The organism is Paenibacillus sp. FSL K6-3182 (assembly GCF_037976325.1).
Taxonomy (GTDB): domain Bacteria; phylum Bacillota; class Bacilli; order Paenibacillales; family Paenibacillaceae; genus Pristimantibacillus.
The window spans coordinates 5,484,662-5,509,022 of the sequence record NZ_CP150265.1 but is presented as its reverse complement, the minus strand read 5'-3'; the positions used below and the strand labels follow the sequence as shown (position 1 = coordinate 5,509,022).

The 24,361-nt window shown below is 46.7% G+C and carries 19 protein-coding genes; 15 read left to right on the top strand and 4 right to left on the bottom strand.

Translation table 11 applies throughout. From position 1 onward, the window contains the following. Positions 1-8 precede the first annotated feature (8 nt). From MHH56_RS24345 to MHH56_RS24295, 11 genes are all read left to right on the top strand, one after another. Positions 9-965, top strand: a complete 957-nt coding sequence (locus MHH56_RS24345; RefSeq protein WP_339204238.1) for a sugar ABC transporter permease — start codon at positions 9-11, stop codon at positions 963-965. Positions 966-979: 14 nt separating this feature from the next. After that, a complete protein-coding gene (locus MHH56_RS24340) occupies positions 980-1,843 on the top strand; it encodes a carbohydrate ABC transporter permease (protein WP_339204237.1) in 864 nt (287 codons plus the stop codon). A gap of 16 nt (positions 1,844-1,859) precedes the next feature. Beyond that, entirely contained in the window at positions 1,860-3,317 is a 1,458-nt protein-coding gene (locus MHH56_RS24335) for a hypothetical protein (RefSeq protein ID WP_339204236.1), read from the top strand. Continuing rightward, positions 3,310-3,936, top strand: coding sequence for a Yip1 family protein (locus MHH56_RS24330; RefSeq protein WP_339204235.1), 627 nt, complete (start codon positions 3,310-3,312; stop codon positions 3,934-3,936). The genes MHH56_RS24335 and MHH56_RS24330 overlap by 8 nt, the downstream gene beginning before the upstream one ends. A 17-nt stretch (positions 3,937-3,953) precedes the next feature. Continuing rightward, complete coding sequence (locus tag MHH56_RS24325; protein WP_339204234.1) at positions 3,954-6,506, top strand: DUF5696 domain-containing protein; 2,553 nt, start codon at positions 3,954-3,956, stop codon at positions 6,504-6,506. Then, positions 6,503-7,411, top strand: coding sequence for a sugar ABC transporter permease (locus tag MHH56_RS24320; RefSeq protein ID WP_339204233.1), 909 nt, complete (start codon positions 6,503-6,505; stop codon positions 7,409-7,411). Before MHH56_RS24325 ends, MHH56_RS24320 begins: the two co-directional genes overlap by 4 nt. Positions 7,412-7,427: 16 nt before the next feature. Then, positions 7,428-8,378: a carbohydrate ABC transporter permease gene (locus MHH56_RS24315; protein ID WP_339209718.1), complete on the top strand. Its 951-nt coding sequence runs from the start codon at positions 7,428-7,430 to the stop codon at positions 8,376-8,378. 129 nt (positions 8,379-8,507) lie between these two features. After that, positions 8,508-9,791, top strand: coding sequence for an endo-1,4-beta-xylanase (locus MHH56_RS24310; protein ID WP_339204232.1), 1,284 nt, complete (start codon positions 8,508-8,510; stop codon positions 9,789-9,791). A gap of 127 nt (positions 9,792-9,918) precedes the next feature. Next, positions 9,919-11,448 (top strand): glycoside hydrolase 43 family protein, encoded by a 1,530-nt coding sequence (locus tag MHH56_RS24305; protein WP_339204231.1) that lies wholly within the window; start codon positions 9,919-9,921, stop codon positions 11,446-11,448. Positions 11,449-11,481: 33 nt separating this feature from the next. Next, a complete protein-coding gene (locus MHH56_RS24300; RefSeq protein ID WP_339204230.1) occupies positions 11,482-12,996 on the top strand; it encodes a glycoside hydrolase family 43 protein in 1,515 nt (504 codons plus the stop codon). Between the two features lie 124 nt (positions 12,997-13,120). Continuing rightward, entirely contained in the window at positions 13,121-14,128 is a 1,008-nt protein-coding gene (locus tag MHH56_RS24295; RefSeq protein WP_339204229.1) for an endo-1,4-beta-xylanase, read from the top strand. Between the two features lie 249 nt (positions 14,129-14,377). Here the strand turns inward: MHH56_RS24295 and MHH56_RS24290 are convergent, their stop codons facing one another. Beyond that, complete coding sequence (locus tag MHH56_RS24290) at positions 14,378-15,601, bottom strand: SGNH/GDSL hydrolase family protein (protein WP_339204228.1); 1,224 nt, start codon at positions 15,599-15,601, stop codon at positions 14,378-14,380. Positions 15,602-16,118: 517 nt separating this feature from the next. Between MHH56_RS24290 and MHH56_RS24285 the strand changes: the two genes are divergently transcribed. The 4 genes from MHH56_RS24285 to MHH56_RS24270 all read left to right on the top strand — a co-directional run bounded on the left by MHH56_RS24285 (position 16,119) and on the right by MHH56_RS24270 (position 21,434). After that, positions 16,119-17,042, top strand: a complete 924-nt coding sequence (locus tag MHH56_RS24285; protein WP_339204227.1) for an ABC transporter permease subunit — start codon at positions 16,119-16,121, stop codon at positions 17,040-17,042. Next, positions 17,039-17,986 (top strand): carbohydrate ABC transporter permease, encoded by a 948-nt coding sequence (locus MHH56_RS24280; protein WP_339204226.1) that lies wholly within the window; start codon positions 17,039-17,041, stop codon positions 17,984-17,986. Before MHH56_RS24285 ends, MHH56_RS24280 begins: the two co-directional genes overlap by 4 nt. Before the next feature lie 43 nt (positions 17,987-18,029). After that, complete coding sequence (locus MHH56_RS24275; protein ID WP_339204225.1) at positions 18,030-19,787, top strand: hypothetical protein; 1,758 nt, start codon at positions 18,030-18,032, stop codon at positions 19,785-19,787. A gap of 96 nt (positions 19,788-19,883) precedes the next feature. Further along, entirely contained in the window at positions 19,884-21,434 is a 1,551-nt protein-coding gene (locus MHH56_RS24270; protein WP_339204223.1) for a carboxylesterase family protein, read from the top strand. Between the two features lie 32 nt (positions 21,435-21,466). Here the strand turns inward: MHH56_RS24270 and MHH56_RS24265 are convergent, their stop codons facing one another. The 3 genes from MHH56_RS24265 to MHH56_RS24255 form a co-directional block, all read right to left on the bottom strand. Beyond that, positions 21,467-22,231, bottom strand: coding sequence for an AraC family transcriptional regulator (locus MHH56_RS24265; protein ID WP_339204222.1), 765 nt, complete (start codon positions 22,229-22,231; stop codon positions 21,467-21,469). 198 nt (positions 22,232-22,429) lie between these two features. Next, positions 22,430-23,350 carry a carbohydrate ABC transporter permease gene (locus MHH56_RS24260; protein ID WP_339204221.1) on the bottom strand — a complete coding sequence of 307 codons (921 nt, stop codon included), beginning with the start codon at positions 23,348-23,350 and terminating at the stop codon, positions 22,430-22,432. Positions 23,351-23,369: 19 nt separating this feature from the next. Beyond that, positions 23,370-24,308, bottom strand: a complete 939-nt coding sequence (locus MHH56_RS24255; protein ID WP_339209717.1) for an ABC transporter permease subunit — start codon at positions 24,306-24,308, stop codon at positions 23,370-23,372. Positions 24,309-24,361 lie beyond the last annotated feature (53 nt).

The window sequence follows — 24,361 nt, the reverse complement described above, 5'->3', positions numbered from 1 at the left end:
GGAGTTCATTGCAAGCCGAAACAACCAGTCAAGCCGTATCTAATCTTATCCATCCGAAGAAAAAATCGAAGTTGTCCCATGTATGGACGGAACTGAAAAAAAATAAGCATTATTACCTTCTGATGAGCCCATACATGCTTATTTTCTTTACCTTTACGGTCATTCCGGTCGTATTCTCGCTCATACTTAGCTTTTTTTACTTCAACATGCTCGAATTTCCGCGGTTTGTCGGATGGCAGAACTACTCTAGATTATTTCTGAATGACGACATCTTCATGATTGCATTGAAGAACACATTCATCTTCGCAATCATTACCGGTCCGGTCAGCTATATCGCCTGCTTTTTCTTTGCGTGGGTTATTAACGAGCTGTCGCCTAAGATACGGGCGGTTATGACTTTGATCTTCTATGCGCCGGCGATTTCTGGAAACGTGTTTTTTATCTGGCTGATTGTATTTTCGGGCGACCGCTATGGTTATTTGAACGGATTCCTGATTAAATTCGGATTTATTCTGGAGCCGATCCAATGGCTGACTAATGAAAAATACATTCTTATGATTGTCATGATCGTGCAGCTATGGCTCAGCTTAGGCACAAGCTTCCTTGCCTTTATAGCAGGACTGCAAACGATTGATCGGACGCTGATAGAAGCGGGTGTCGTGGACGGAATAAAAAACCGCTGGCAGGAGCTATGGTTCATTACGCTGCCTTCGATGAGGCCGCAGTTGCTGTTCGGCGCCGTTTTGCAAATTACGGGATCTCTCGCGGTGGCCGATATTACGATCGCGCTCGCGGGTTTCCCGAGCGTCAACTATGCGGCGCACACGATTGTAACCCACCTGATGGATTACGGCACGATTCGATTCGAGATGGGTTATGCCTCGGCGATTGCGACCGTTTTGTTCGGTATTATGATCGGGACTAACAAATTGACGCAAAAACTGCTCAGAAAGGTAGGTGAGTAACGTTGGTCGTTAAAATGATGACCGTATTTCGGACGACGAAGCGTCTGAACCGTTCGTTTACGGTTAGCTTCATCTTGTTCGCGTTTCTCGCCGTGTTCGGAGCTTTTATGGTGCTGCCTCTGCTTTATGCAGTGAACAACGCCTTCAAGCCGCTGGACGAATTATTTATATTCCCACCGCGATTCTTTGTGAATAATCCAACATTGGACAATTTCTATGACCTAGTTGCCTTGATGGGCAATTCATGGGTGCCGTTGTCGCGTTATATTGCCAATACTCTGCTCATTACTCTCATCGGAACGGTAGGACATATTTTGCTGGCTTCCGCTGCGGCGTATCCGCTGGCTAAATATCAGTTCCTCGGTTCGAAGACGCTCTTCTCGATCGTCGTTCTGTCGCTGATGTTCTCGGGTCACGTCACAGCGATTCCAAACTATATGGTCATGTCTTGGCTCGGCTGGATCAATACGCATGCATCAATTATCGTTCCATCGCTCGCTTTTCCATTAGGCCTATTTCTAATGAAGCAATTCATGGAGCAGCTTCCGACGGCTTTGCTGGAAGCCGCCAAGATTGATGGAGCGAGCGAGTACCGGATCTATTGGAGCATTGTGATGCCGAACGTGAAGCCAGCGTGGCTCACGCTTATGATTTTGCAGTTTCCTATGCTATGGGGAACAGACGGAGGCAGCTTCATCTACAGTGAGAACCTGAAGACGCTTCATTACGCACTGGGACAGATTACGCTAGGTGGAATCGCGCGCGCGGGCGTCGGAGCGGCCGTCGCGCTCATCTTGATGGTTGTTCCGATCACGCTCTTTGTTATCTCCCAGAGCAGCGTCATTCAGACGATGGCGACTTCCGGGATGAAAGAGTAGAAGGGAGACTTGCACGATGTTGAAGAGTAAAAACAAACGAAGAGCTTATCTCCTTGCGGCCATATGCTGCTTAATTGGCATAAGCACGGGAGGAACGCTTGCTTCTGCTGCGAGTGGCGATTCTTACAACTATTCCGTCTGGGGAGAGACTGTCGTATCTCCTCCCGCTTATGAAGCGACAACTCTAATGACCGGCACTTCGCTTGGTGTAGGTGCGTTTAAAGATCCAAGTGATCTGCACGTGACGGCGGACAATGAAATATATGTACTTGATTCCGGCAATAATCGGATTGTCGTTTTGGACATCAATTATCATCAGAAGGCCATCATCGACACCTTCGATAACGCCGGAGTAACCGATACATTTCTGAATCCTCAAGGTATCTTCGTAACCGAGCAGAAGCATGTGCTGATCGCCGATACAGGAAACAAGCGGGTCGTTCATTTGGATGAGAAAGGCCGTTTGGCGCAAATCGTAGAAAAGCCTGAATCCGATCTGCTGCCGGTCAACTTCAATTTTCAACCGGTGCGGGTCGTCATGGATAAAGCGCAGCGCATCTATGTCATGGCGATAGGTGTGTTCGACGGGCTGATGGAATTTAGCGCGGAGGGTGCGTTCACTTCTTACATCGGCGCGAACCGTGTCTGGGTAGATCCAGTGGAGCTGTTCTGGAAGCGGCTATCGACGAAGGCGCAGCGCAGCCAAATGGTGATGTTCACGCCAACGGAGTTTACCAATATGGACATTAATGACGAAGGCTTCATTTACGCAACTAGCGGAGATTCGGGTGACACCATTCGTAAGCTGAACGCCCAAGGCAATGATATTTTGCGAAGAACCGGTTTTTACAAACCGCAGGGTGATATAAACTTTACGAACGATCTTGGACCTTCCAGACTTATAGACGTCGATATTACGGACAGTGAAATCTATTCGGTTCTTGATTCGAAGAGAGGTCGGATTTTCACTTATAACGGAGACGGGCAATTCATGTACGTGTTCGGAGGCATGGGCAATCGGATTGGCGAGTTCAACACGCCGGTTGCCATTGAACGGGTTGGGGACGATTTCCTCGTTCTGGACAAGGCGTTCGGCGAAATGACGTTGTTCCAGACGACGGAGTACGGCCGGACGTTGAATGAAGCCGTCAGAAGCTATTACCGGGGCGAGGAAGACAAGGCGCTTCAGCTCTATGAGCAGACTATTAATATGAACACGAATTTGGATTTCGCTTATTCCGGCATCGGCAAGGCGATTCTGAGGCAGGGCGACTACAATGATGCGATGCGTTACTTCAAGCAAAGCCTTGATCAACCCAACTATTCCAAGGCGTTTCTCCTTTACCGCAAGGAAGTGCTAAGAGCAAACTTCAGCACCGTTATGACGGTTGTCATCGGATTAGCCGCCGTTACCCTGACCGTAAGGATCTACCGGAAAAAGCAGGCTAGAAAGAGGGGCGTTTCGTTTGAATAAAGAGTACATTACATTTCCATTTTATGTTATCATGCATCCCTTTAACGGTTATTGGGAGCTGAAATACGAACAGAACAAGAAGCTGAACTTGATCTTGTCGTTCGGGATTCTGCTGATGCTTATCTTGACTAACGTACTAAGCAGTCAGTACAGCGGGTTTCTAGTTAACATCTACAATCCTGAATACATGAACAGCTTAATGGAGATCACTTATGTTCTCGTACCAGTCTTATTCTGGTGTGTAGCGAATTGGTCGCTTACAACTCTAATGGATGGTGAAGGTAAATTCGTGGATATCTTCACATCCACCTGCTTCGCACTACTGCCTTTGGTTATTGTCAACTTCCCGTGGATTTGGCTTAGCAATGTCATTTCCATGCAAGAGACAACGTTTTATTATTTTTGCAACAGCTTTGCCGTTCTATGGTCGGTATATCTTCTGTTCGTTGGAAATATGACCGTTCATCAATTCACACCAAGCAAAACAATCGTAACGATTATGCTCTCGCTGATTGCCATTGGGTTCATGGCGTTTCTCTGCTTATTGTTTTTTAGCTTGATTCAACAAATTATTACCTTCATCACGATCTTATATCAAGAAATCACCTTGAGGAATTAGGAAAGGAGGAACGTTAGATGCGTATGGCCAGAAATGCCATCTTGTCCGCGTTTCTCGCAACCGGACTGCTGGTCGCCGGCTGTTCCAGCTCGGGTACCGCAAACCAAGCGGAAGACGCGCAGCAGCTAGAGGCGGCATTCGTGCAAGGAAAGGCGCTTAACGCTTCGTTCACGGATGCGCGTCTTGCCGATATGAAGGGAATCGCCGAGAATGAGCGGCTTAGGCTGTTCATCAACGAGGAGACGGGCGCTATTGCCGTGCTTAACAAAAGCGGAGGCGAAGTATGGCATAGCAATCCCCTCGAAGCGGAGGCTGATCCTGTCGCAACCGGGGTGAATAAGGGTTTGCTGTCCTCGCAATTGAAAATAGATTACTATAACAGCTTCGGACAGGTCAATTCGATTAATACGTTCCTGGACAGCGCCTTGTACGAACAGGTTAAATATGAAACGATTGATAGCGGAGTCAAAGTAACCTATAAATTCGGTAAAGCCGAGAGATCTGCCATGGATCTGCCTCTCATGTTAAGTATGACTCGTTTTGATGAGTTGTCGGGCAAGCTGGATAAGGCAGGTCAACGTGCTTTGCGTATTGGGTATACAAAAAATGAAGATAAAGCGGTCTATGCTCGGAATGACCAAGCGCTGAACGGTCTTCAGCTTGATCGTGCGTTCAAAGCATTCGAGGATGCAGGCTATACACAAGAGGATCTGGAGAAGGATATGGCTGAACTGAATTTTTCGCAAGATTCGCCTGCACCGAGAATTTTCCTCGCTTCCATCGAGTATAAGCTCGATGCGGACTGTCTTGTTGTTAGGGTGCCATCACAGGAAATTCAGTCTCCTAGCGAGTATCCGGTCAGCAACGTCTCAATGCTAAGCTTCTTTGGCGCAGCGGGGAGTAAGGAGAAAGGCTCGATCTTCGTTCCGGACGGCTCCGGCGCTCTCATCTCGTTCAATAACGGCAAGACGAAGTACCCTGCGTACCAGCAGGCGGTATACGGTAATGACCAGGCAATGGAGAGGGTCGAGAACGCTGTTAACGAACAAACCGTTAGGCTGCCGGTTTTCGGTATGATCAGGGACGGCAACGCATTTCTTGGCATTATCGAAGAAGGCGCGCCTGTTGCGACGATCAATGCGGATATCAGCGGCAAATTGAACAGCTACAATTATGTTTATCCGACCTTCAACGTTACGAACAAAGGGGAGCTTACGCTCCAGGCGAACGGATCGGAGCGAACATTGCCGAAATTCCAAGAACAACCGATGAAAAGTGATTTTACGGTGCGTTATGCCTTCCTTACGGGTGAGTCAGCATCGTATCAGGGCATGGCCGAGTATTATCGTCAATATTTGGAGCGCCAGGACGGATTACCGGCTCCGAAGAAGGGGAGCGGGGATAGTGAGCTTCCGTTCTACGTTCAGGTCGTGGGAAGCATTGCGAAACAGAAGCATTTCGTCGGCGTCCCGTACATGACGCTCGAGCCGCTTACCACTTTCAAGCAGACGCAGGAAATGATTAGCGAAATGAAGAAGCTCGGCATCGCCAATATTAAGCTTCGATATGCCGGTTGGTTCAACGGCGGACTCGATCATAAAGTACCCGATGACCTGTCGGTAGACAATGCGATTGGCGGTGCAAAAGGCTTGCGTAGCTTGGCGTTGTTCGCGAAGGAGCAGGGCGTAGACCTTTATCCTGACGTAGCAATTCTAACCGCGCATACGGGGAAGGGATTCGACGAGAAGGAGGAAGCGTCGCGTTCTCTGCGTGGCGTACCTTCGTCATTCTATCCTCTTGACCTTGCGCTAGGGCGACGAGACCGCTCGAAGTCCCCATCCTATGTCGTATCGCCGAGGCGTGTCGGTACTTACGTGGATGCCATTCTAAAGGACATGGAAGGTTTCAATACGGACGGGATTTCGCTTCGTGATATGGGCGACAAGTTGAATAGCGATTTCCGCAAAAACAAACAAATCGACCGTACAGAGTCGGAAGATATTTCTACTCAGGCGTTGAACAAAATTCGTGAAGCAAACTTGAATATTTTGGCCGAGGGCGGCAATGCTTACACACTGCCTTACTTATCAGATATTACAAACGCGCCTTTAACGAATAGTCGCTATAAGCTCGAGGATCAAGAAATTCCATTTTTCCAAATGGTGATTCGCGGAAATATCAATTACACAGGTTCGCCTTATAATTTGACCAGCTACACGAATGTAAGACAATATATTCTGAAATGTCTCGAGTATGGCTCCGGCGTATACTTCGAATGGATCCACGCGCCGAATTATAAGGTTAAGGATACTGAATTCAGCAATCTATATGCCGTCAATTACGAGCAGTGGCTGGAGCAGGCTGCATCCATATATGCTGAAGTGAACGGTGTACTGAGTAAAGTTCAGAATGAGCGTATCGTTGCGCACGAGAAGCTAGCCGAAGGCCTGTTCAAAACCGTATATGAAAGCGGGACGTACGTCATCGTTAACTACAATGCGACGAATACAACAATAAACGGGATAACGATAGAAGCCGAGGGCTATGTGACGGGTGGTGAGCAATCTTGAAAACGATAACGAAGCTGGTATTCAGATCAAGAACGTACAACGAGCAGAAGGCTTTGTGGGGCTTTCTCTACGTGCTGCCATGGCTGCTTGGATTTCTATTTTTCTTTTTTATTCCTTTATTGACTTCACTGCAATACAGCTTAAGCTCGATTAAGGCCAATGCGAACGGGATGACTATGAAATATATCGGATTCGCGAACTATATTGAAGCGCTCACGGTCAATACGAGCTTTAATCGAATATTAACGGAATCGGTCGTTAATATGGTCGTAAACGTTCCGCTTATCGTTATTTTCAGCTTGTTTCTGGCTGTGCTGCTGAATCAAAAGTTCGTCGGGAGAGCACTGGCAAGATCGATCTTTTTCCTTCCAGTTATACTTGCTTCCGGCGTCATTGCGACTTTGGAGGCATCAAGTCTGGTGCAAGCGATCAATGAACAAAATGCGAACGGGGGCGTATTCTCGAGCGGCACGATAGAGTTGGCGAACATCATGTTGAGATCCGGAGTCAATGAAGATATTGTTTTGTACCTGATGGATGCTGTCCAAAGGATTTATCAAATCGTCAGTCAATCCGGCGTGCAAATTCTTATTTTCCTAGCTGGGATTCAGACCATCTCGCCGCAGCTGTATGAGGCCTCCAAAATCGAAGGGGCAACGGGGTATGAGGCATTCTGGAAAATTACGTTTCCGATGGTCAGTCCGCTCATACTCGTAAACGTCATTTATACGATTATCGACTCTTTCTCCAGGAACAACATGACGACGCTAATCAAAGAAACCGGCTTTACCACCTTTAATTTCGGGCTTAGCTCGGCGATGGCGTGGATCTACTTCCTGGTCATCATGATCATTCTATTAGTTAGTGCATACTTCATATCCAAGCGGGTCTTCTACCAGGAATAGAAGGAGAGTGAAAACGTTGATATTGGCCCGATTGTTATCGTTGGAAAGCTGGAAGCGAGGGCTGTGGACGATCGTTCGGCTCGTGCTGATCATCGGATTGTCGTTCGTTATCTTGTATCCCATTATTCAAAAAATTTCGACGGCGATCAAAGACAAGGCGGATCTGTATTCGCCGATCGTCGTGTTTATTCCAGAGCACTTTACGCTCGACAATTTCAAGCAAGCGATCTCCATTATGGATTATTGGGAAACGCTGGCAAATACATTTGTTCTATCTAGCATGACGACGATCATGACCGCCGCATCCTGTGCGTTCGCAGGTTATGCGTTCGCCAGGTTAAAGTTCAAAGGAAGCAATCTGCTGTTCGCTGGCGTTATATTAACCATCTTGGTTCCGCCTACGACCATCCTAATTCCGATCTATATGAACTTGAAGGACTTTACGCTGCTAGGCGTGATCCCGCTGCTAACCGGCGGAAAGTCCTTGAATCTGCTGAATTCTTACTGGCCGTTTATTCTAACTTCCCTTACGGCGAATTCGTTGAAGGCGGGGCTGTACATCTTCATCTTCCGGCAGTTTTTCCGTGGTATTCCGAAGGAGGTGGAGGAAGCGGCATACATCGACGGGGCGGGCGTTGGCTCGACGTTCCTTCGCATCATGCTGCCGAATGCGATTCCGTCCATTGTTACCGTATTGCTCTTCTCCTTTGTGTGGCAGTGGAATGATAGTTTCTTCACGACAACCTATCTGACGTCGAGCAAAGTGATGTCCACGCAGTTGTCGTCCCTTCCTTACAACTTGCAAATTTTGCTAGAAGGCGGCGCAACGACCAACAAAGACCCGTTCTTCATGAGCATGGTGCAGGATACCGGTATTTTGCTTGCGATTCTGCCGCTCGTTATTCTTTATTTGTTCGTTCAAAGATACTTCGTCGAAAGTATCGAGCGTACTGGAATCGTCGGTTAAGAAAAGTACTGACGCATGTATAGCGCCTTGGGGGGCCAGCTACTTCGGTCAGCTGCCCGCAGGGCGCTTATTGCTGCTTAGAGGTTTGGTGTGCAAAACAAGATTACGAATGAAAGGCGGGCAAACGAATTGAGTCAAAAAAGAAACAAGCTAATATACAGCATTGTAGCTGCTGTCACCTTAATTGCGGTTGTTGCTGTGCTTATTCTCAATAAGCATCAAGCGGAATCAGTGAATGAAACGGCTGCGCTTCAGACGGAAGCACCTGCTGGCAGCGTCAATACTGAAGATGGCCAGCCTACAAGCACGATTGAAGCGACTCCGGCTCCAACATTGAAGCCAACTCCGACGCCGGATCCATCGGTCGAGCAGGATATTCCATCGCTTGCGGAGACATTCGCTGATTACTTCAAGGTCGGAGCTGCCATCGAGCCGGCCCAGATGGAGGGCCTAAAGGCAGAGATGCTCAAGAAGCACGTGAATTGGCTTGTTGCGGAGAACGTGATGAAGCCCGATGCGATTCAACCTACGGAAGGTAAATTCAATTGGGGGAATGCGGATCGAATCGTAGCGTTCGCGAAAGAAAACAACATGGAGGTGCGCTTCCATACCTTGCTTTGGCATAGTCAGGTCGGCGCTTGGTTCTTTAAGGATGCGGAGGGCAAGCCAATGGTTGAGGAGACAGACGCGGCTAAGCGCGAAGCGAACAAAAAGCTGCTGCTGCAGCGAGTCGATGCGCATGTCCGCACAATTGTCGAACGATACAAGGACGATATCCAATCATGGGACGTTGTCAATGAAGTAATAGAGCCAGCCGATCCGGATGGGATGCGAGCTAGCGAATGGTATAAAATAACGGGTACAGACTTTATCGAGACGGCATTCCGAGCGGCACGCGAAGCGGGCGGAGCCGAGGCAAAGCTGTACATTAATGATTACGGAACGGACAATCCGGCGAAGCGAGACCGATTGTATGAGCTTGTGAAGGAAATGCTGGATAAAGGCGTACCGATCGATGGTGTCGGTCATCAGACCCATATCGACCTATTCGGGCCGACGGTGAATTCTATTATCGAATCGATGAAAAAGTTTGCTGAGCTAGGTCTTGATAATCTCGTTACCGAGCTGGATATGAGTCTCTACGCATGGAACGATCGCAGCGATGTTGGCAGCGATATACCGGTTGATCTGCTGCAGAAGCAAGCGGATAGATATCGCGAGCTGTTTGAGGCTTTCAGAAACAATAAGGACATTCTTAGCGGCGTTGTATTCTGGGGCATCGCGGACGACCATACATGGTTGAACAGCTTCCCGGTGACGCGTACCAACGCGCCATTCCTGTTCGACAAGCAGCTCCACGCGAAGCCGGCATTCTGGGCAGTCGTCGATCCATCTGGGCAAGTACGACCATAAAAGTATAAAAAGTACCGCCTATAATTTGTGTAGGAAAACCTATAGATAGACGGGTTGTTGCCGAGGCGCATACAGGCTAGACTGGTTGGATGATGGACTAATCCAGCCCTACTAGGAGGAGCTAGCGATGAACAATACGACAATAACGAACCCGGTCATCTGGGCGGACGTTCCGGATCCGAGCGTGATCCGTGTAGGATCGACCTTCTATATGGTCAGTACAAGCATGCATTCGATGCCAGGCTGCCCGATTATGAAGTCCGAAAACCTGCAGAATTGGGAGCTTGTTAATTACGTATACGAGACGTTCGAGGATAATGACGCGCACAATTTGCTTGACGGTAAAGGCATTTACGGCAAGGGATCATGGGCTGCCAGCTTACGCTATCGCGACGGTATCTTTTATGTGTGTTTCTCGAGTCTGGATATGAATCAGTTCTATGTGTATACGACTGAGGATATCGAGAACGGGAAATGGGAACGAAGCGTTATTCAAGGACTTCACCATGATCCGAGCATGCTGTTCGACGACGATGGCCGTGTGTTCGTCTTCCACGGCAATGGCGATATTCGGATTACAGAGCTGTCTGAGAAAGCAACTGCTCTGAAGCCGGACGGCATCAATCAATTGCTGCTCGAGACGGAACGAGACGGAATTATGCTTCGTGCCGAGGGCTGCCATGCCTACAAAATCAATGGTTATTATTATTTATTCTTCATCGATTGGCCAAATGCAGGTAACAAGCGCCGCAGACAGCTATGCTATCGTTCACGTGATCTGCTCGGTCCATACGAGCACAAGCTAGTACTCGATGATCAAATGGATTATTGGAACAATGGCATCGCACAAGGTGGCATTTTTGATACGTCAGAAGGGGATTGGTATGCGGTACTGTTCCAGGATCACGGGGCCGTTGGCCGTATTCCATGCGTACTACCGGTCGTTTGGGATTATGATTGGCCAGTTCTGGGGCAACAGGGCAAAGCGCCAAAGACTCTCGAAGTGAAGCTGCCCAGCTCGGAGACAAAGCCGCTTGTCATCAGTGATGAGTTTGATTACGGGGAGAATCGTCTAGCGCTTCATTGGCAATGGAATCATAATCCCGACAATGGTAAATGGTCGGTAACGGAGCGACCGGGCTGCTTGCGCCTAACGACGGGACATATCACGAATAGCGTAGAATTTGCCCGCAATACGTTAACACAGCGTACAGAAGGTCCGGCATGTGTCGGTACAACGGTTATGGACATCAAGGCTATGAAACCGGGCGACCGTGCAGGGTTAGTGTCGCTGCAATATGCTTTCGGCTCGGTCGGTATTCAGGTCGATGACAACGGCGATTTTTACGTAGCAATGTGCGTCAATGGCAGAGTGGACGACGGTCAAGGCGAAATCACAGTTGAACGCGTAAAGTATGAGGGCGACCAAATCTATTTGCAAATAGAGTGCCAGTTCGATAATGGCGATCGCGAGGATATTGCCTGGTTCCGCTATTCCTCGGACGGAGTGAATTGGGTTGTGATCGGAGATCCGTTTCATATGCAATATAGGCTTGAACACTTTATGGGCTACCGATTCGGGCTGTACAATTACGCCACGAAGCAAGCTGGCGGTTTCGTTGATTTCGATTACTTCCGCTATGTGAGTCTGATTTAACTAATTACGCAACGATAAGGAGAGTGCGCTTGCATGAATTATAACAATCCGGTTATAAGCGGTTTTCATCCGGACCCAAGCGTCTGTCGCTTTGGCGATGATTATTATCTCGTAACGAGTTCCTTCGAATATTTTCCGGGTGTTCCGCTGTTCCACAGCAAGGATCTTGTGAATTGGACGCAGCTCGGCCACGTTCTGACAAGGACCGAGCAGCTCGATCTAAGCCGTGCACCAAGCTCCGGAGGCATATTCGCGCCGACGATCCGCGAGCATAACGGAACGTTCTATATGGTGACGACGAACGTTACCGCCGGCGGTAACTTCTTTGTACATACGAATGATCCGCGCGGGGAATGGTCGAATCCGATATTCGTCGACCATCCCGGCATAGACCCAGACTTGTTCTTCGATGAGGATGGAACATTATATTTCACTTCCTCTTTTCACGGGGATCAGGGGCCTGGCATCTATCAAAGCAAGATTGATCCGAAAACCGGCAAAAGGCTGACTGATCCTGCTTTCCTCTGGACGGGAACAGGAGGCCAGTACCCTGAAGCACCGCATATTTATCGTGTCGGCAGTTGGTACTATTTAATGATTGCCGAAGGCGGCACCGAATACGGCCATATGGAAACGATCGCTAGAAGCGAACGTCCGAATGGACCTTTCGCAAGCTGTCCGCACAATCCAATCTTAACCCATCGCAGCCAGTCGAAAACGATTCATGCAACGGGACACGCAGACCTCGTTCAAACGCCGGACGGAGACTGGTGGGCTGTATTTCTTGGCATCAGGCCGCATGGCTATCCGAATAAACACCATCTCGGCAGAGAGACGTTTCTTTCTCCCGTCACATGGACGGAAGAGTGTTGGCCGATCATTGGCGATAACGGAACGGTCAGCGAGACGATGCCGGCAGGCAATCTTCCGCTGCTGCCTGTAGCCGCTGCCCCAGTTCGGGACAACTTCGATGCGGCGGCGCTTGCTCCGTATTGGAATTTTATGCGTTCACCCAACCCGGATAACTGGTCTCTTAGCGAGAAGGATAGTTGTCTAACGCTGCAGGGCAACGAGACGACGTTGAATGAAATCGGAGCGCCTGCATTTCTAGCGAGAAGACAACAGCATTTCGATTGCAGCGTGTCTACGCATATGGAATTTGCACCTCAGCGTGACGGAGAGGAAGCGGGCATTACCGTTTATATGAACGATCGCTTCCATTATGAGATTGCTGTGACTCGTATTGCTGGCGTGTGCAAAGTAATTTTCCGTAGAAAGCTTGGCAGCTTGTGGAAGATCGAGAACGAGGCGCCGTGGCCGTTCGATTCTATCGTGCTTCATGTGAGCGCAAATCGCGACCTGTATGCTTTCGGATTTTCTGATGGCAACGGAGAACCATTCTGGTTCGGTCATGGAGAGACCTCTCTTCTTGCGACGGAAGTGGCTGGCGGATTTACTGGCGTGCTCTTTGCCTTGTATGCGACCGGAAATGGCGCCAAATCGAAGTCGCTTGCCCATTTTGACTGGTTCGATTATGAATCAAAGTAACAAATTATCCATACGAACAATAAAAGCTTTTCCCATATTACCTGGAAAAAGCTATATTCTACTAAATTGGTAATCATATTATGTCTAAAGTCAACCTAAACATGAAGAGGGAGCGATCGGAGAAATGGACAATTCCCGATATGAAGGATCTTTAAAACTTCATAAATCGTTTAGTCAGCAGTTTTTAATTGGTGCAGCTGTAAATATGAAGACACTGGTCACACAACGCGAGTTGCTGGCTTATCATTTCAATAGTTTAACGGCTGAAAATGAGATGAAGTTCGAGCGTTTGCATCCTGCAGAACACCAATATACTTTCGAGGATGCGGATCGAATAATGAATTTCGCGAAAGTAAACGGAATGCAAGTAAGAGGGCATACGCTCGTCTGGCATAATCAAACGCCTGCTTGGGTGTTCGAGAATGAAACTGGAGGTCTAGTTGATCGCGATACGCTGTTGGAGCGAATGAAAGCCCACATCAATACAGTGGTTGGGCGTTATAAGGGTCAAATTTATGCATGGGATGTCGTGAATGAAGCCGTATCTGATAGTAGCGAAGAACAACTGCGTTCGTCCAAATGGTTTGACATCGTCGGTGAGGAATTCATTTCCAAGGCGTTCGAATATGCGCACGAAGCCGATCCCGAAGCGCTGTTGTTCTATAACGATTATAACGAGTCCGTACCTGAGAAGAGGGAAAAAATTTATAGACTGGTAAAATCTCTGAAGGAGAAGGGCGTGCCAATTCATGGTATCGGACTTCAAGCGCATTGGAATCTATCCCATCCGTCACTGCACGATATCCGAACGGCAATTGAACGTTACGCTTCGCTGGGGCTCAAACTGCATATCACGGAGATGGACGTGTCGGTGTTCGAGTTCGAAGATAAACGAACCGATCTGATATCGCCTACTTCCGAGATGATGAGTCTTCAGGAGGATAGGTATTCCCAGTTATTCCAGCTGTTCTGCGAATATAGCAATGTGCTGACGAGCGTGACGTTCTGGGGGGCCGCGGACGATTATACTTGGTTGGACAACTTCCCAGTCAGAGGGCGCAAAAATTGGCCATTGCTGTTCGACAAGGAACAACTGCCGAAAGGATCGTACCACAAGTTGGTCAGCAGATAGCAGAAACGTTTAAAAGCAAGAATATCGTAAAGCTTTCTTTGCTTAGGTGATCATGCAATTCGCTACAACATGAAAGCCCTTCTGCCTGGTTATACCAGGGCTAGAAGGGCTTTCATGTTGTATGGTCATTTATTATATATAGAAATGTCGCTTATATGATGTAGGCGATTCCCTAAATATGCTTTTTTGAATAAGCAGGTGAAAAGATCAGTAATAAGAAATTCTCAATGCAAAATGAGCTGCGAGTGACTATTGTGTGAAACCGAAACCAAGAATTGTAAATCGTTTGCTCTCATGCTCTGACGCCATTCTGATTTCCACGGTATGCTCTTTCGATTGCTGCTCCCGAAATAAAATGAGGGCGTGGCAACGTGTCCACTTGACAGTTTGGGATTCCGCCACCTTCACAAGCTTGCCGTCAACCCAAATATCGGCGTTTCCGAAGTCGTTGCTTCCGGAATTTTTATGAATGAGAAGCAGGCTTTTGCAGTGAATCGTCATCGTGAAGCTGTCGCTGCCGGATTCAGATGTATGCATCCAGTTGTCGGGGAATTGGGCTGTGCCGTATGGATGATCATCCATCTCCGCGAATTGGAGTTCGGTATCGGATGCGTAGAAACTGCCTTCCGTAATCTTTGCTACACTAGTACCATTGTCCCTATCAAGCAAACGAACTTCGGCGAAATCGTTGCCGAACATCGGTGGTTTGTCGAGGACGATTTCCTCTTGATTAGGTGCGCAACGATCGGTCTCCATGAATAGTGAGCGCAAGCAGTCGGCCATGATGAGATGTCCCATATTGGTCGGATGATAGATGTCGCTAAAAAATTGCGACTTGGAAATGACGTTGCCTTCGTCCTTCGACTTTTGAAATTGTTTTGTAACCGCATCCTTTACGCTTACCATGGGAAGATCATAATGATAGCCTACAGGAGAAAGTTGTTCCTGCAGATTCCAATCGTTTTCGAACACGCTGAACAGCAGAATGACGGCAGGTAAATTGGCGGCGGTCAGAATTTTCAGTACGAGACTTTCGTAGCAAATCCCTTTCGTCTCGTCGTCAGCGTCATTGACAGCAAACTCCACGACGACGATGTCCGGCTGAACCGTTCCGTTTCTCAGCACATCTCGCTCATAGCGAATCATGCCCAGTTCAGAAGGCGTACCGCCTAAGCCAGCTTTAATAAACCGAATCTGATTACCTCCGTCCTTACCAAACATCTCTTTAAAAGCGGCATATGTTTGGTGAGCGTAACAGGACGTATGGAGCGGGTCTGCTCCAGCTCCATGAGTAATGGAGCCGCCAATAAAAGCAATCGTAACGTTATCGCCTCTCTTAGCCTTTTCAATGGCGGCTTTCAATCGCTTATTGTTGCCTTTGTCAAGCAGCGATTGGGCGATCATCTCATGATAAGCCTCCGAGTTAACATCAACGAGCTTCTCAGTTGCGTTCAAGGATAGACCATCTGTCATTGTGATTCCCCTTTCTTAGCTTCAATTAGTCTATCTTAGTACAAACCAACCGAACAGCAAACCCGTCAAAGTATAGTTAAAGGTTCAGAAATTCGAGCCATGATAACGAAATAGATTGGCTAGCAGTATTCGCATCCATTTATACGAAAAGGAGTACTGTACTTGTTTTACATAACAACTAATATGATAGATCCTAAATGTTGAAAAGTAGGTTTTATTGCACATTAAGAATTTCTTGGAAGTATCGTAGGCTATCAAATTTACAATCACTCCATCGCAGAATATATCAATTATACGTGAGTATAGATCATTGTTTTTAGGCGGCCGATAATTTACTATTTAACATAAAGTTGGTAATTAATTGAATAATAAATGATACGTTTACGGAGGTGTATGGGCAGGAAAGGAAATGGAACCATTGATAGGGGATTGTCAGCTGGTTGCCTGGACATCGCGAAATATTTCTTTTCCACAATGTTGGAAGCGCTTCCAAAAAACTTATTTATAGGGGGATTACATGGTGCGTATAAAAGAATACAGGATGAAAAGTGAATCTATTAAAAAATTTCTCTACATACTGCCTTTCATGGGTTTACTTGCTACCTTTGCATACTACCCGCTGTATGGTTGGGTATATGCCTTCTTTGACTATACGCCGCCGACACCTTTGTCTCAATCCACTTATGTTGGTTTCAAGTGGTTTCGTTCCTTAGTTGAAAACCAAGTAAAGATAGACCAATTGCTTCAGGTTATCAAAAATACGTTTGGGATGAGCGGCTTGGGTCTGCTCTTCTCATGGCTACCAATGATATTTGCTATATTTTTGAATGAAATAAAAGCTTTGCGTTTCCGGAAGTTTGTGCAGACGGTAACGACCTTGCCAAACTTTATCAGCTGGGTACTGGTCTATTCACTGGCCTTTTCTATGTTATCGAGTGAAGGCATCATTAACGGCCTATTGAATCAACTGGGACTCATCGATTCTCCGATCCTATTCCTTCAAGACTCTGAACATGTATGGATCACCATGTGGGGGTGGTCAATATGGAAAACATTGGGCTGGTCAGCCATCCTGTATATAGCAGCCATTATGAGTATAGATGAATCCCTTTATGAAGCGGCGCGTGTAGACGGTGCGACAAGGATGCAGGTCATATGGCATGTGATTTTACCAAGTCTGATGTCAACCTATTTTGTTTTGTTAATGCTGCAAATTGCGAGCTTCCTGAATAACGGCTTGGAGCAATATTTTGTTTTTCAAAATGCATTTAACAAAGAAAACATACAGGTTCTGGATTTATATGTGTACAACCAAGCCATGGGGGGCGGTAGCTATTCCGTTTCTGTTGCGATCAGCATGCTGAAGAGCTTGGTCAGTGTTGTGCTTCTCTTTTCAGTGAATGGATTATCAAAAATGATAAGAGGAGAGAGCGTGGTATGAGCGATAAAGCAGCAGGCCTGGCAGCGAACACTGTTAACAACTACAAAAAGCATTCAAGCATAACCGACATCTTGATCTCATCATTGATTTATACCTTGTATACGCTGTTTGCTCTAATTTGTATTTTTCCATTTTACTCTATCATTATCAATACAATAAGTGCCAATGATCTTAGCGCCAGAGGTGATATTGTATTCTACCCGCAGCAAATCCATTTCCAGAACTACTTGGATGTATTTAAGATTCCGGGACTATGGAACGCTGCCGTTGTATCTTTGGGAAGAACGCTGATCGGGACTTCTTTGACCGTCGGGGCTTCAGCCTTTTTGGGATTCATGTTTTCTCAGGAGGATATGTGGGGTAGAAAGTTCTGGTACCGCTTCACAATAATTACGATGTTTTTTAATGCAGGAATTATTCCGTGGTATCTCACCATGCGCTCCTTGCATCTGACAAACCACTTTTTGGCCTACATTTTGCCGACAATAGTAGCCCCGTTTTTTATCATTCTTGTAAAAACCTTTGTGGAATCAACGCCTAAGGAATTGCAGCAGGCTGCAAGTATCGATGGGGCTGGGGTTATGACCATTTTCTTCAAAGTGATATTGCCTATAAGCAAGCCGATATTGGCTACAGTTTCCATATTTGCAGCGGTGGATCAATGGAACTCTTTTCAGGATACGCTGCTGCTCGTCACTGACAGCAAATTGTATAGCCTGCAGTTCATTTTATATAACTATATCAATCAAGCAAGCTCATTATCTACCATGGTCAATCTTCAAAATGCCGGTTCTACAGCCATGGCAACTCTGGCAACCAAGCAAACGACAACATCAATCCGTATGACGGTTACCATTATTGTTGTTGCGCCTATATTGCTGGTTTATCCGATCTTCCAGAGGTTTTTTGTAAAAGGGATTATGATAGGGGCAGTGAAAGGCTAACCTGCACCATTATAATAAAAAAATGAATTGAGGGGGTTTACCATTGAGTAATCGTCATAAAGCGGTGAAAAAATCGATGGTGGTGTTGTTTACTTGCATATTCATGGTGACAACAGCATTGGCCGGCTGCAGCAAATCGGAGCCCAGCACTAATGAATCGGGACCACAAAACCACACCACGATTGATCACAGCAAGCCGCTAACCCTTACCGTATTCAGCAACGCGGCAAACTACCAAGGAGAGCAGACCGGGTGGTATGGGAAGCTTCTCAAAGACAAGTTTAATATTACGTTGAACATTCTTGCACCTCAGGTAGCCGGCGATCAGTTATACAAGACAAGATCGGCAGCAGGTGATCTGGGAGATATTCTGATCATCGAGAATAGTCAGTTGGAAGAGTTGATTCCGGTAGGTCTTGTTATGGATATCACCGATCGGGTTGCGAATACGAAGTACCTGTCACAATATGTGGACAATCACTTCAAGCCTTTTAATGGAGGATTTGATAAAGTAAATCCGGAAGGCAAGATTTATGGTTTGCCGACTTTTGTAGCGGATACTTCACCAACGACATTTTCAGAAGAACTGCCTTACTCCAGTCCAATCCTGCCTTGGGATTACTATAAGGGAGTAGGAGCTCCTAAGCTGAACAATCTGACCGATCTACTGAATGTACTGAAGCAGATGCAGGCAGAATACCCTAAGACTCCAGACGGCAAACCGATCGTTCCGATCACGCTGTGGAAGGATTGGGACGGCGGGGGGATGGAAAATGTACGCTGGTTGAGCAACTGGTACGGTTATGAACAGCCAAATGGTACCTCTACGATACAGTTGAATGCAAAAGGCGACATCGTTCCGCTCATCGATGACAACAGTATGTACAAAAAAATTGTACAGTTCTATTTTACTGCAAATCAAATGGGTCTGATCGATCCAGACTCGGCATCCCAGGACTGGAACAAGGTTGCTGAGAAGCTTACCAACAAGCAGGTACTTCTTTTGTGGTACTCATGGCAAAGAGGGTTTTACAACTCGATTGAAAGAGGGATGAACGGAGATGGGAATGTCGCAGTTCCGATCGCTGACACCCGAATCATTCAAAGCAGCGATGCTTATTACGGCAGCGGGAGAGTATTTGCAGTCGGTTCAAAAGCCAAGGAACCCGACAGAATTATGGAATTCTTGGATTGGTTCGTGTCTCCTGAAGGCCTGCGCTACACGACGAATGGTTTTGAAGGCTTCAACTACGAAAAGACAACAGACGGCAAGTTTAAGCTGACCCAAGTCGGTCAAACGGCATTTCAGGAGAATACACCTGTTCCGGAGGAATACGGGGGCGGCGGGTACCAGGATGGCCAAAGCAAGATCAATAGTATGATCATGAGCGATTTTGTGAAGGACCCCGATTCAGGAGAGTTTTATAACAATAATTACTGGAGCTCAACCAAAGAAGCTAACAAGACAACTTTAACGACAGATTGGCAGAGTACATTTAATGCAACGAACGCAACAGAATACTACCTGAAAAATAATATGATCGATATTGTACCTAACATTAATACAAGTTTCGGTGTTGATTCATCAGATATCAAAAACAAGCGAAGCCAAATATCGGATTATGTAAAAAACACATCATGGAAAATGGTTTTCGCAAAAAATCAAGGGGATTTCGACCAGCTGTGGGCAAAGATGAAGACAGATGTGGTGGGTCTGGGTTGGAATGATGTCGTTGCCTCGGATACGGAAAAAGCTAAAAAAATCGTTAAAATGCGTGCTGAAGCGTTAGCAAGCAAATAAATAAAATCTTTCATAATTTCAAACAAGAGGGGTATGAATGAATAATCATACTCCTCTCTTTTACTAGATTACTTAGATTGAAGGGAGTCGTTATCATTGCTTAGAGTCATAAAGGTTAACAATGGAATGGTCCAGGGTCTTCCAGCAGCGGATCCGCGAATTACAAGCTTCAAAGGAATCCCATTCGCTGCTCCACCTGTGGGCGAAAACCGCTGGCGTGCCCCTCAGCCCGCGCAAGATTGGGAAGGCATATTGAAAGCATTTGAATTCGCACCGATATCGATGCAGGTGAGACAAGAAATCGACGAAAATAATATCTATACCCGGGAGTGGGCCGTGGAACCTGACATTGCGATGGACGAGGATTGCCTCTACCTAAACGTATGGACACCAGCCAATCGTGTAGATGAAAAACTACCAGTCTATGTATGGTATTTTGGCGGAGGACTGCAAGTTGGCCATCCTTCCGAAATGGAGTTTGACGGCGAACGCATGGCTAGACGGGGCATCGTGGTGGTTACGATCAATTATCGTTTAAATGTCTTTGGGTTCTTGTCTCATCCCGACATTACGGCGGAAGCCCCAGAAGCTCCCGCTAACTTCGGCAATCTCGACCAGCAGGCGGCTACAAGGTGGGTCAAGAGCAATATTGAAGCTTTCGGCGGCGATCCTGACAATATCACCATCGGAGGGCAGTCCGCCGGCGGTGGAAGCGTCATGAGCCAGCTTACTTCACCTCAGAATGAAGGGCTCTTTCAAAGGGCAATTATACAAAGCGGAATCTTTACTCCGTTATACCCGGGAAATCTTATGCCGCTTCTTCGGAGCAGCTTGGCAGAAGCGGAACAGGACGGTGTGAAGTTTTTTGAGTATCTCGGTATATCCTCGCTTGCAGAAGCGAGGAAGCTGGATGCGGTGTATCTCCGCGACAAGGCGGTGGAGTACCATGGATTCTGGGGCACCGTCGCAGATCAAGTGTTTAGCTTGGGTAACCCGTTTGAATTGTTTCTTCAAAACAAGCGCTGGATGGTACCGGTAATGTTCGGTCATACGTCCACCGAGTTTTTCAGCGTTCCGCAAGTCGACACCATTGACGACTTCAAGCAAATGGCCATCGCTTTGTTTGGCAATGATGCCGATACCTTTATGGAGCTTTGCAGCGTTCAGGCTGATCATCTCGAGGAGTGCAAGAAGAAGGCCTCGGTGAGCGGCATTGAATATGCCATTCGAATTGCTGCGCAAGGGAGCGCCGATGCTGGTGCCGATACCCCGCTGTATTACTATAATTTTGATGCTGTAATACCGGGTTGGGATAACCCTGGCACTTTTCACTCGGTGGACCTCTGGTTTTTCTTCGAGACGCTCGCTAAATGCTGGAGACCATTTGTAGGCAAACATTATGATTTGGCGCGCCAGATGTGCAATTACTGGGTGAATTTCATCCAGTCGGGAGACCCGAACGGACTCGATGCTACAGGAGAGGAATTGCCGCAATGGGAGCCCTATACACCCGAAGCCCCGTATGGGATGCTGTTCGCAGATCGGGCCGAGTTTTCTAAGGAGCAGCCTAGCGAAATTATGAAGTTTCTAGTGGAACAATATTTCAAGAACAACAGGCTGAACCGCAGCGCCCTTTCATTCGGATGAACCGATTTTGACATAGCTGTCCGGGATGGAAATTATTCATTTGCATGCTTTTGAAATTTTCTTGGCGAATACCCCGTTATTTGTTTGAATTGCCTGCAGAAGTGTTCCACATTATGATAACCGCTAAGAGAGGCTATTTCAGCAATGCTCTGATTGCTGTGAATTAAGTATTCTTTGGCCATTCGAATGCGGCTGTTGATGACATCATCCATGCAAGAGGTACCAAATGTCTTTTTGTAAATATTCTGAAGATAGCCCGGACTGATACAGAGATAATCCGCCATTTTCGAAACCGTCCAATAATCGCCAGGATGGTTTTGAATGGCGATGCGAAGCTTCAATAAAGGATAATGCTGAGGCAAAATGTCAACTTGAAAGTAAGATTCTAATAGCTTGTTGAACAGCGTACGGAGCAAACAGTCAATGGAGGATTTTTTGTAATCTCGATTAAAGTTATGTTCAATGACGAGCAGTTCAAATAACTTATAGCAGTAGTCCGGATCATTTAAGAAAAAGGGAACGCCTAACGGAAGCGAAGATTCCGTAAAATAGGGTTCATTGGTTTCGAAGCGAATCCAGTCATTGACGAATTGATCCGCACAGGCCTGGTAATATACTTTTTGTTGCGGGCAATAGAGAATGGCGCTATGGGCGGGATATTCCTTTAATTCGCCATTGACCCAGAATTGTGCGGGAGTTTTGTTGATGACAAGGAGCCAGTGATTGCCAATGGGGACATCGATAACAAAATTTTGTTCGTGTGTAGTATTGCATTCTACATAATGAATATGGGTCATGAGCCCCTCCTTGTAATTAGATCTACTATATTAAGTAGAAGAAATGTATGGATTAATATTCAAATGCGTTACAACAACCAATAATATAAACTAGTGGTAAAAGGTTGAATTGAAATTATGCCCTTTCGGCTTCCCAGGTGGAAGCGAAAGGGCTAAAAAGTTATATTCTCGTTAGTTGAAGCTTTGTTATAGTTGTCATTAACCTTTCACACCACCGACGACCATCCCTTTGACAAAATACTTCTGTAGAAACGGATAGACCATAATAATGGGCAAGCTGGCTACGATCGTCATCGTTGCGCGAACTGATGTTGGCGTAACCGTCGTTACATTTCCCTGGGCATTAGCAAAGGCATCGGCAGCCGAGCCGCCTGAGCTCGTTGTAGCGCTTGATGTAGACAATACCTTCATCAGTTCATACTGCAAGGTGCTTAGTTCTGGCCGGGAAGAGTTGTACAAAAATACATCAAACCAGGAGTTCCACTGGGATACCGCTACGAATAGAGACACCGTAGCAAGAGCCGGTATAGTAAGCGGGAGCACAATGCGCGTAAATGTGATAAAATCTCCGGCGCCATCCATTTTGGCCGACTCCATAATGCCCTCCGGCAATCCTTCAATGAAGGAACGGATAACAATCATATTAAACACGCCGATAATGCCGGGGATAATGTATACCCAGAAGCTGTTCAACATCCCAAGCTCTTTGGTCAGCAGGTAAGTCGGAATCAAGCCGCCGCTGAAATACATCGTGAAAATAAAGATCATAGATACCATTTTTTTTAATGCATATTCAGGACGGCTAATGGTATAGGCCAGCATCGCCGTACAAAAGACGGAGATGATTGTCCCGATAATTGTCCGCGCCGCGGAGATAAAGGTCGCATAAAACACATTGGATTCGTTAAACACATATTCAAAGTTTCTCAGCGTCCATTCGCGTGGCCAAATATAAATGCTGCCTCGAATCGAATCATTCGCATCGTTAAATGACAAGGCAAACATGTTCAAGAAGGGATAAAGGGTCAAAATAACCAGAATAATCATAAAAATAATATTACACACATCGAATATTTTATCGCCTATCGATGAATTTCGAGCTGATTTGGCTTGTTCCATAGCCTTTGCCTCCTTTCAATTAGTACAATCTGCTTTCGCCCATTCGTTTGGCGAGGTTATTGGCTGCGATGAGGAAGATGAAGCTGACCACGGTTTTAAACATCCCGGCGGCGGTCGCCAAGCCAAAGTTATTCATTTGCATCCCGTATTTCAAGACGAAAATATCCAGATTTTCCGAAAATTCAACATTAATACCGTTCCCCAGCAAGTACTGTGCTTCGAACCCGGACTCCAGAATATGGCCCAAATTCATAATGAGCAGGATGACAATGACCGGCTTCATGCCCGGAAGCGTAACATGCCACATCCGTTGAAGGCGCGAAGCGCCATCCATTTCAGCCGCTTCATATTGAGTCGGATCAATCGTTGTAATAGCGGCCAAATAAATGATGGTATTCCAGCCGACATTTTTCCATACTTCCGTTACTCCGAGAATTCCCCAGAAATATTCGCCAACTCCCAACCACAAAATAGGATGATCGATGAGCTGCAATCGGAGCAGCAATACATTGACGATACCCTCTGGCGCGAGTGCTGTTTGCACAATATTTGCAGCGACTACCCATGAAATAAAATGCGGCAAGTAGCTAATCGTCTGCACCGTTCGCTTGAAATAAACCTTACGCAATTCATTTAGCAGCAGCGCCAGCACGATGGCCGTTGCAAATCCCAGTACCAGATTAATAGAGCTCATAACGAGCGTATTGCGCAGGACGAGATAAAACTGCTGTTCCTGAAACAAAGATTTGAAGTTATCTAAGCCGATCCAGGTCTGGTCAAAAAGATCCTTTGCCAATTTGAATTTCTGAAAGGCAATCGTCCATCCCCAGAGCGGAATATATTTAAATAGGATAACCCAGAGGAGAAAAGGCAATGACATCAGCATTAGCATTTTCTGTTTGGATAATGTTTTGAATAAGGTTCTCAGGCGCGAATCGTCAGAAGTCGATCCTGCCAGCTGTACTGCATGTTTCTTCACCCGATCCGTCTCCCTTCCGGCTAAAACTGTCT

Coding starts and splice junctions, on each gene's coding strand:
- MHH56_RS24340 (WP_339204237.1), top strand. CDS start 980: ATGATGACCGTATTTCGGACGACGAAGCGTCTGAACCGTTCGTTTACG.
- MHH56_RS24335 (WP_339204236.1), top strand. CDS start 1,860: ATGTTGAAGAGTAAAAACAAACGAAGAGCTTATCTCCTTGCGGCCATA.
- MHH56_RS24325 (WP_339204234.1), top strand. CDS start 3,954: ATGCGTATGGCCAGAAATGCCATCTTGTCCGCGTTTCTCGCAACCGGA.
- MHH56_RS24305 (WP_339204231.1), top strand. CDS start 9,919: ATGAACAATACGACAATAACGAACCCGGTCATCTGGGCGGACGTTCCG.
- MHH56_RS24300 (WP_339204230.1), top strand. CDS start 11,482: ATGAATTATAACAATCCGGTTATAAGCGGTTTTCATCCGGACCCAAGC.
- MHH56_RS24295 (WP_339204229.1), top strand. CDS start 13,121: ATGGACAATTCCCGATATGAAGGATCTTTAAAACTTCATAAATCGTTT.
- MHH56_RS24290 (WP_339204228.1), bottom strand. CDS start 15,601: ATGACAGATGGTCTATCCTTGAACGCAACTGAGAAGCTCGTTGATGTT.
- MHH56_RS24285 (WP_339204227.1), top strand. CDS start 16,119: ATGGTGCGTATAAAAGAATACAGGATGAAAAGTGAATCTATTAAAAAA.
- MHH56_RS24280 (WP_339204226.1), top strand. CDS start 17,039: ATGAGCGATAAAGCAGCAGGCCTGGCAGCGAACACTGTTAACAACTAC.
- MHH56_RS24265 (WP_339204222.1), bottom strand. CDS start 22,231: ATGACCCATATTCATTATGTAGAATGCAATACTACACACGAACAAAAT.
- MHH56_RS24260 (WP_339204221.1), bottom strand. CDS start 23,350: ATGGAACAAGCCAAATCAGCTCGAAATTCATCGATAGGCGATAAAATA.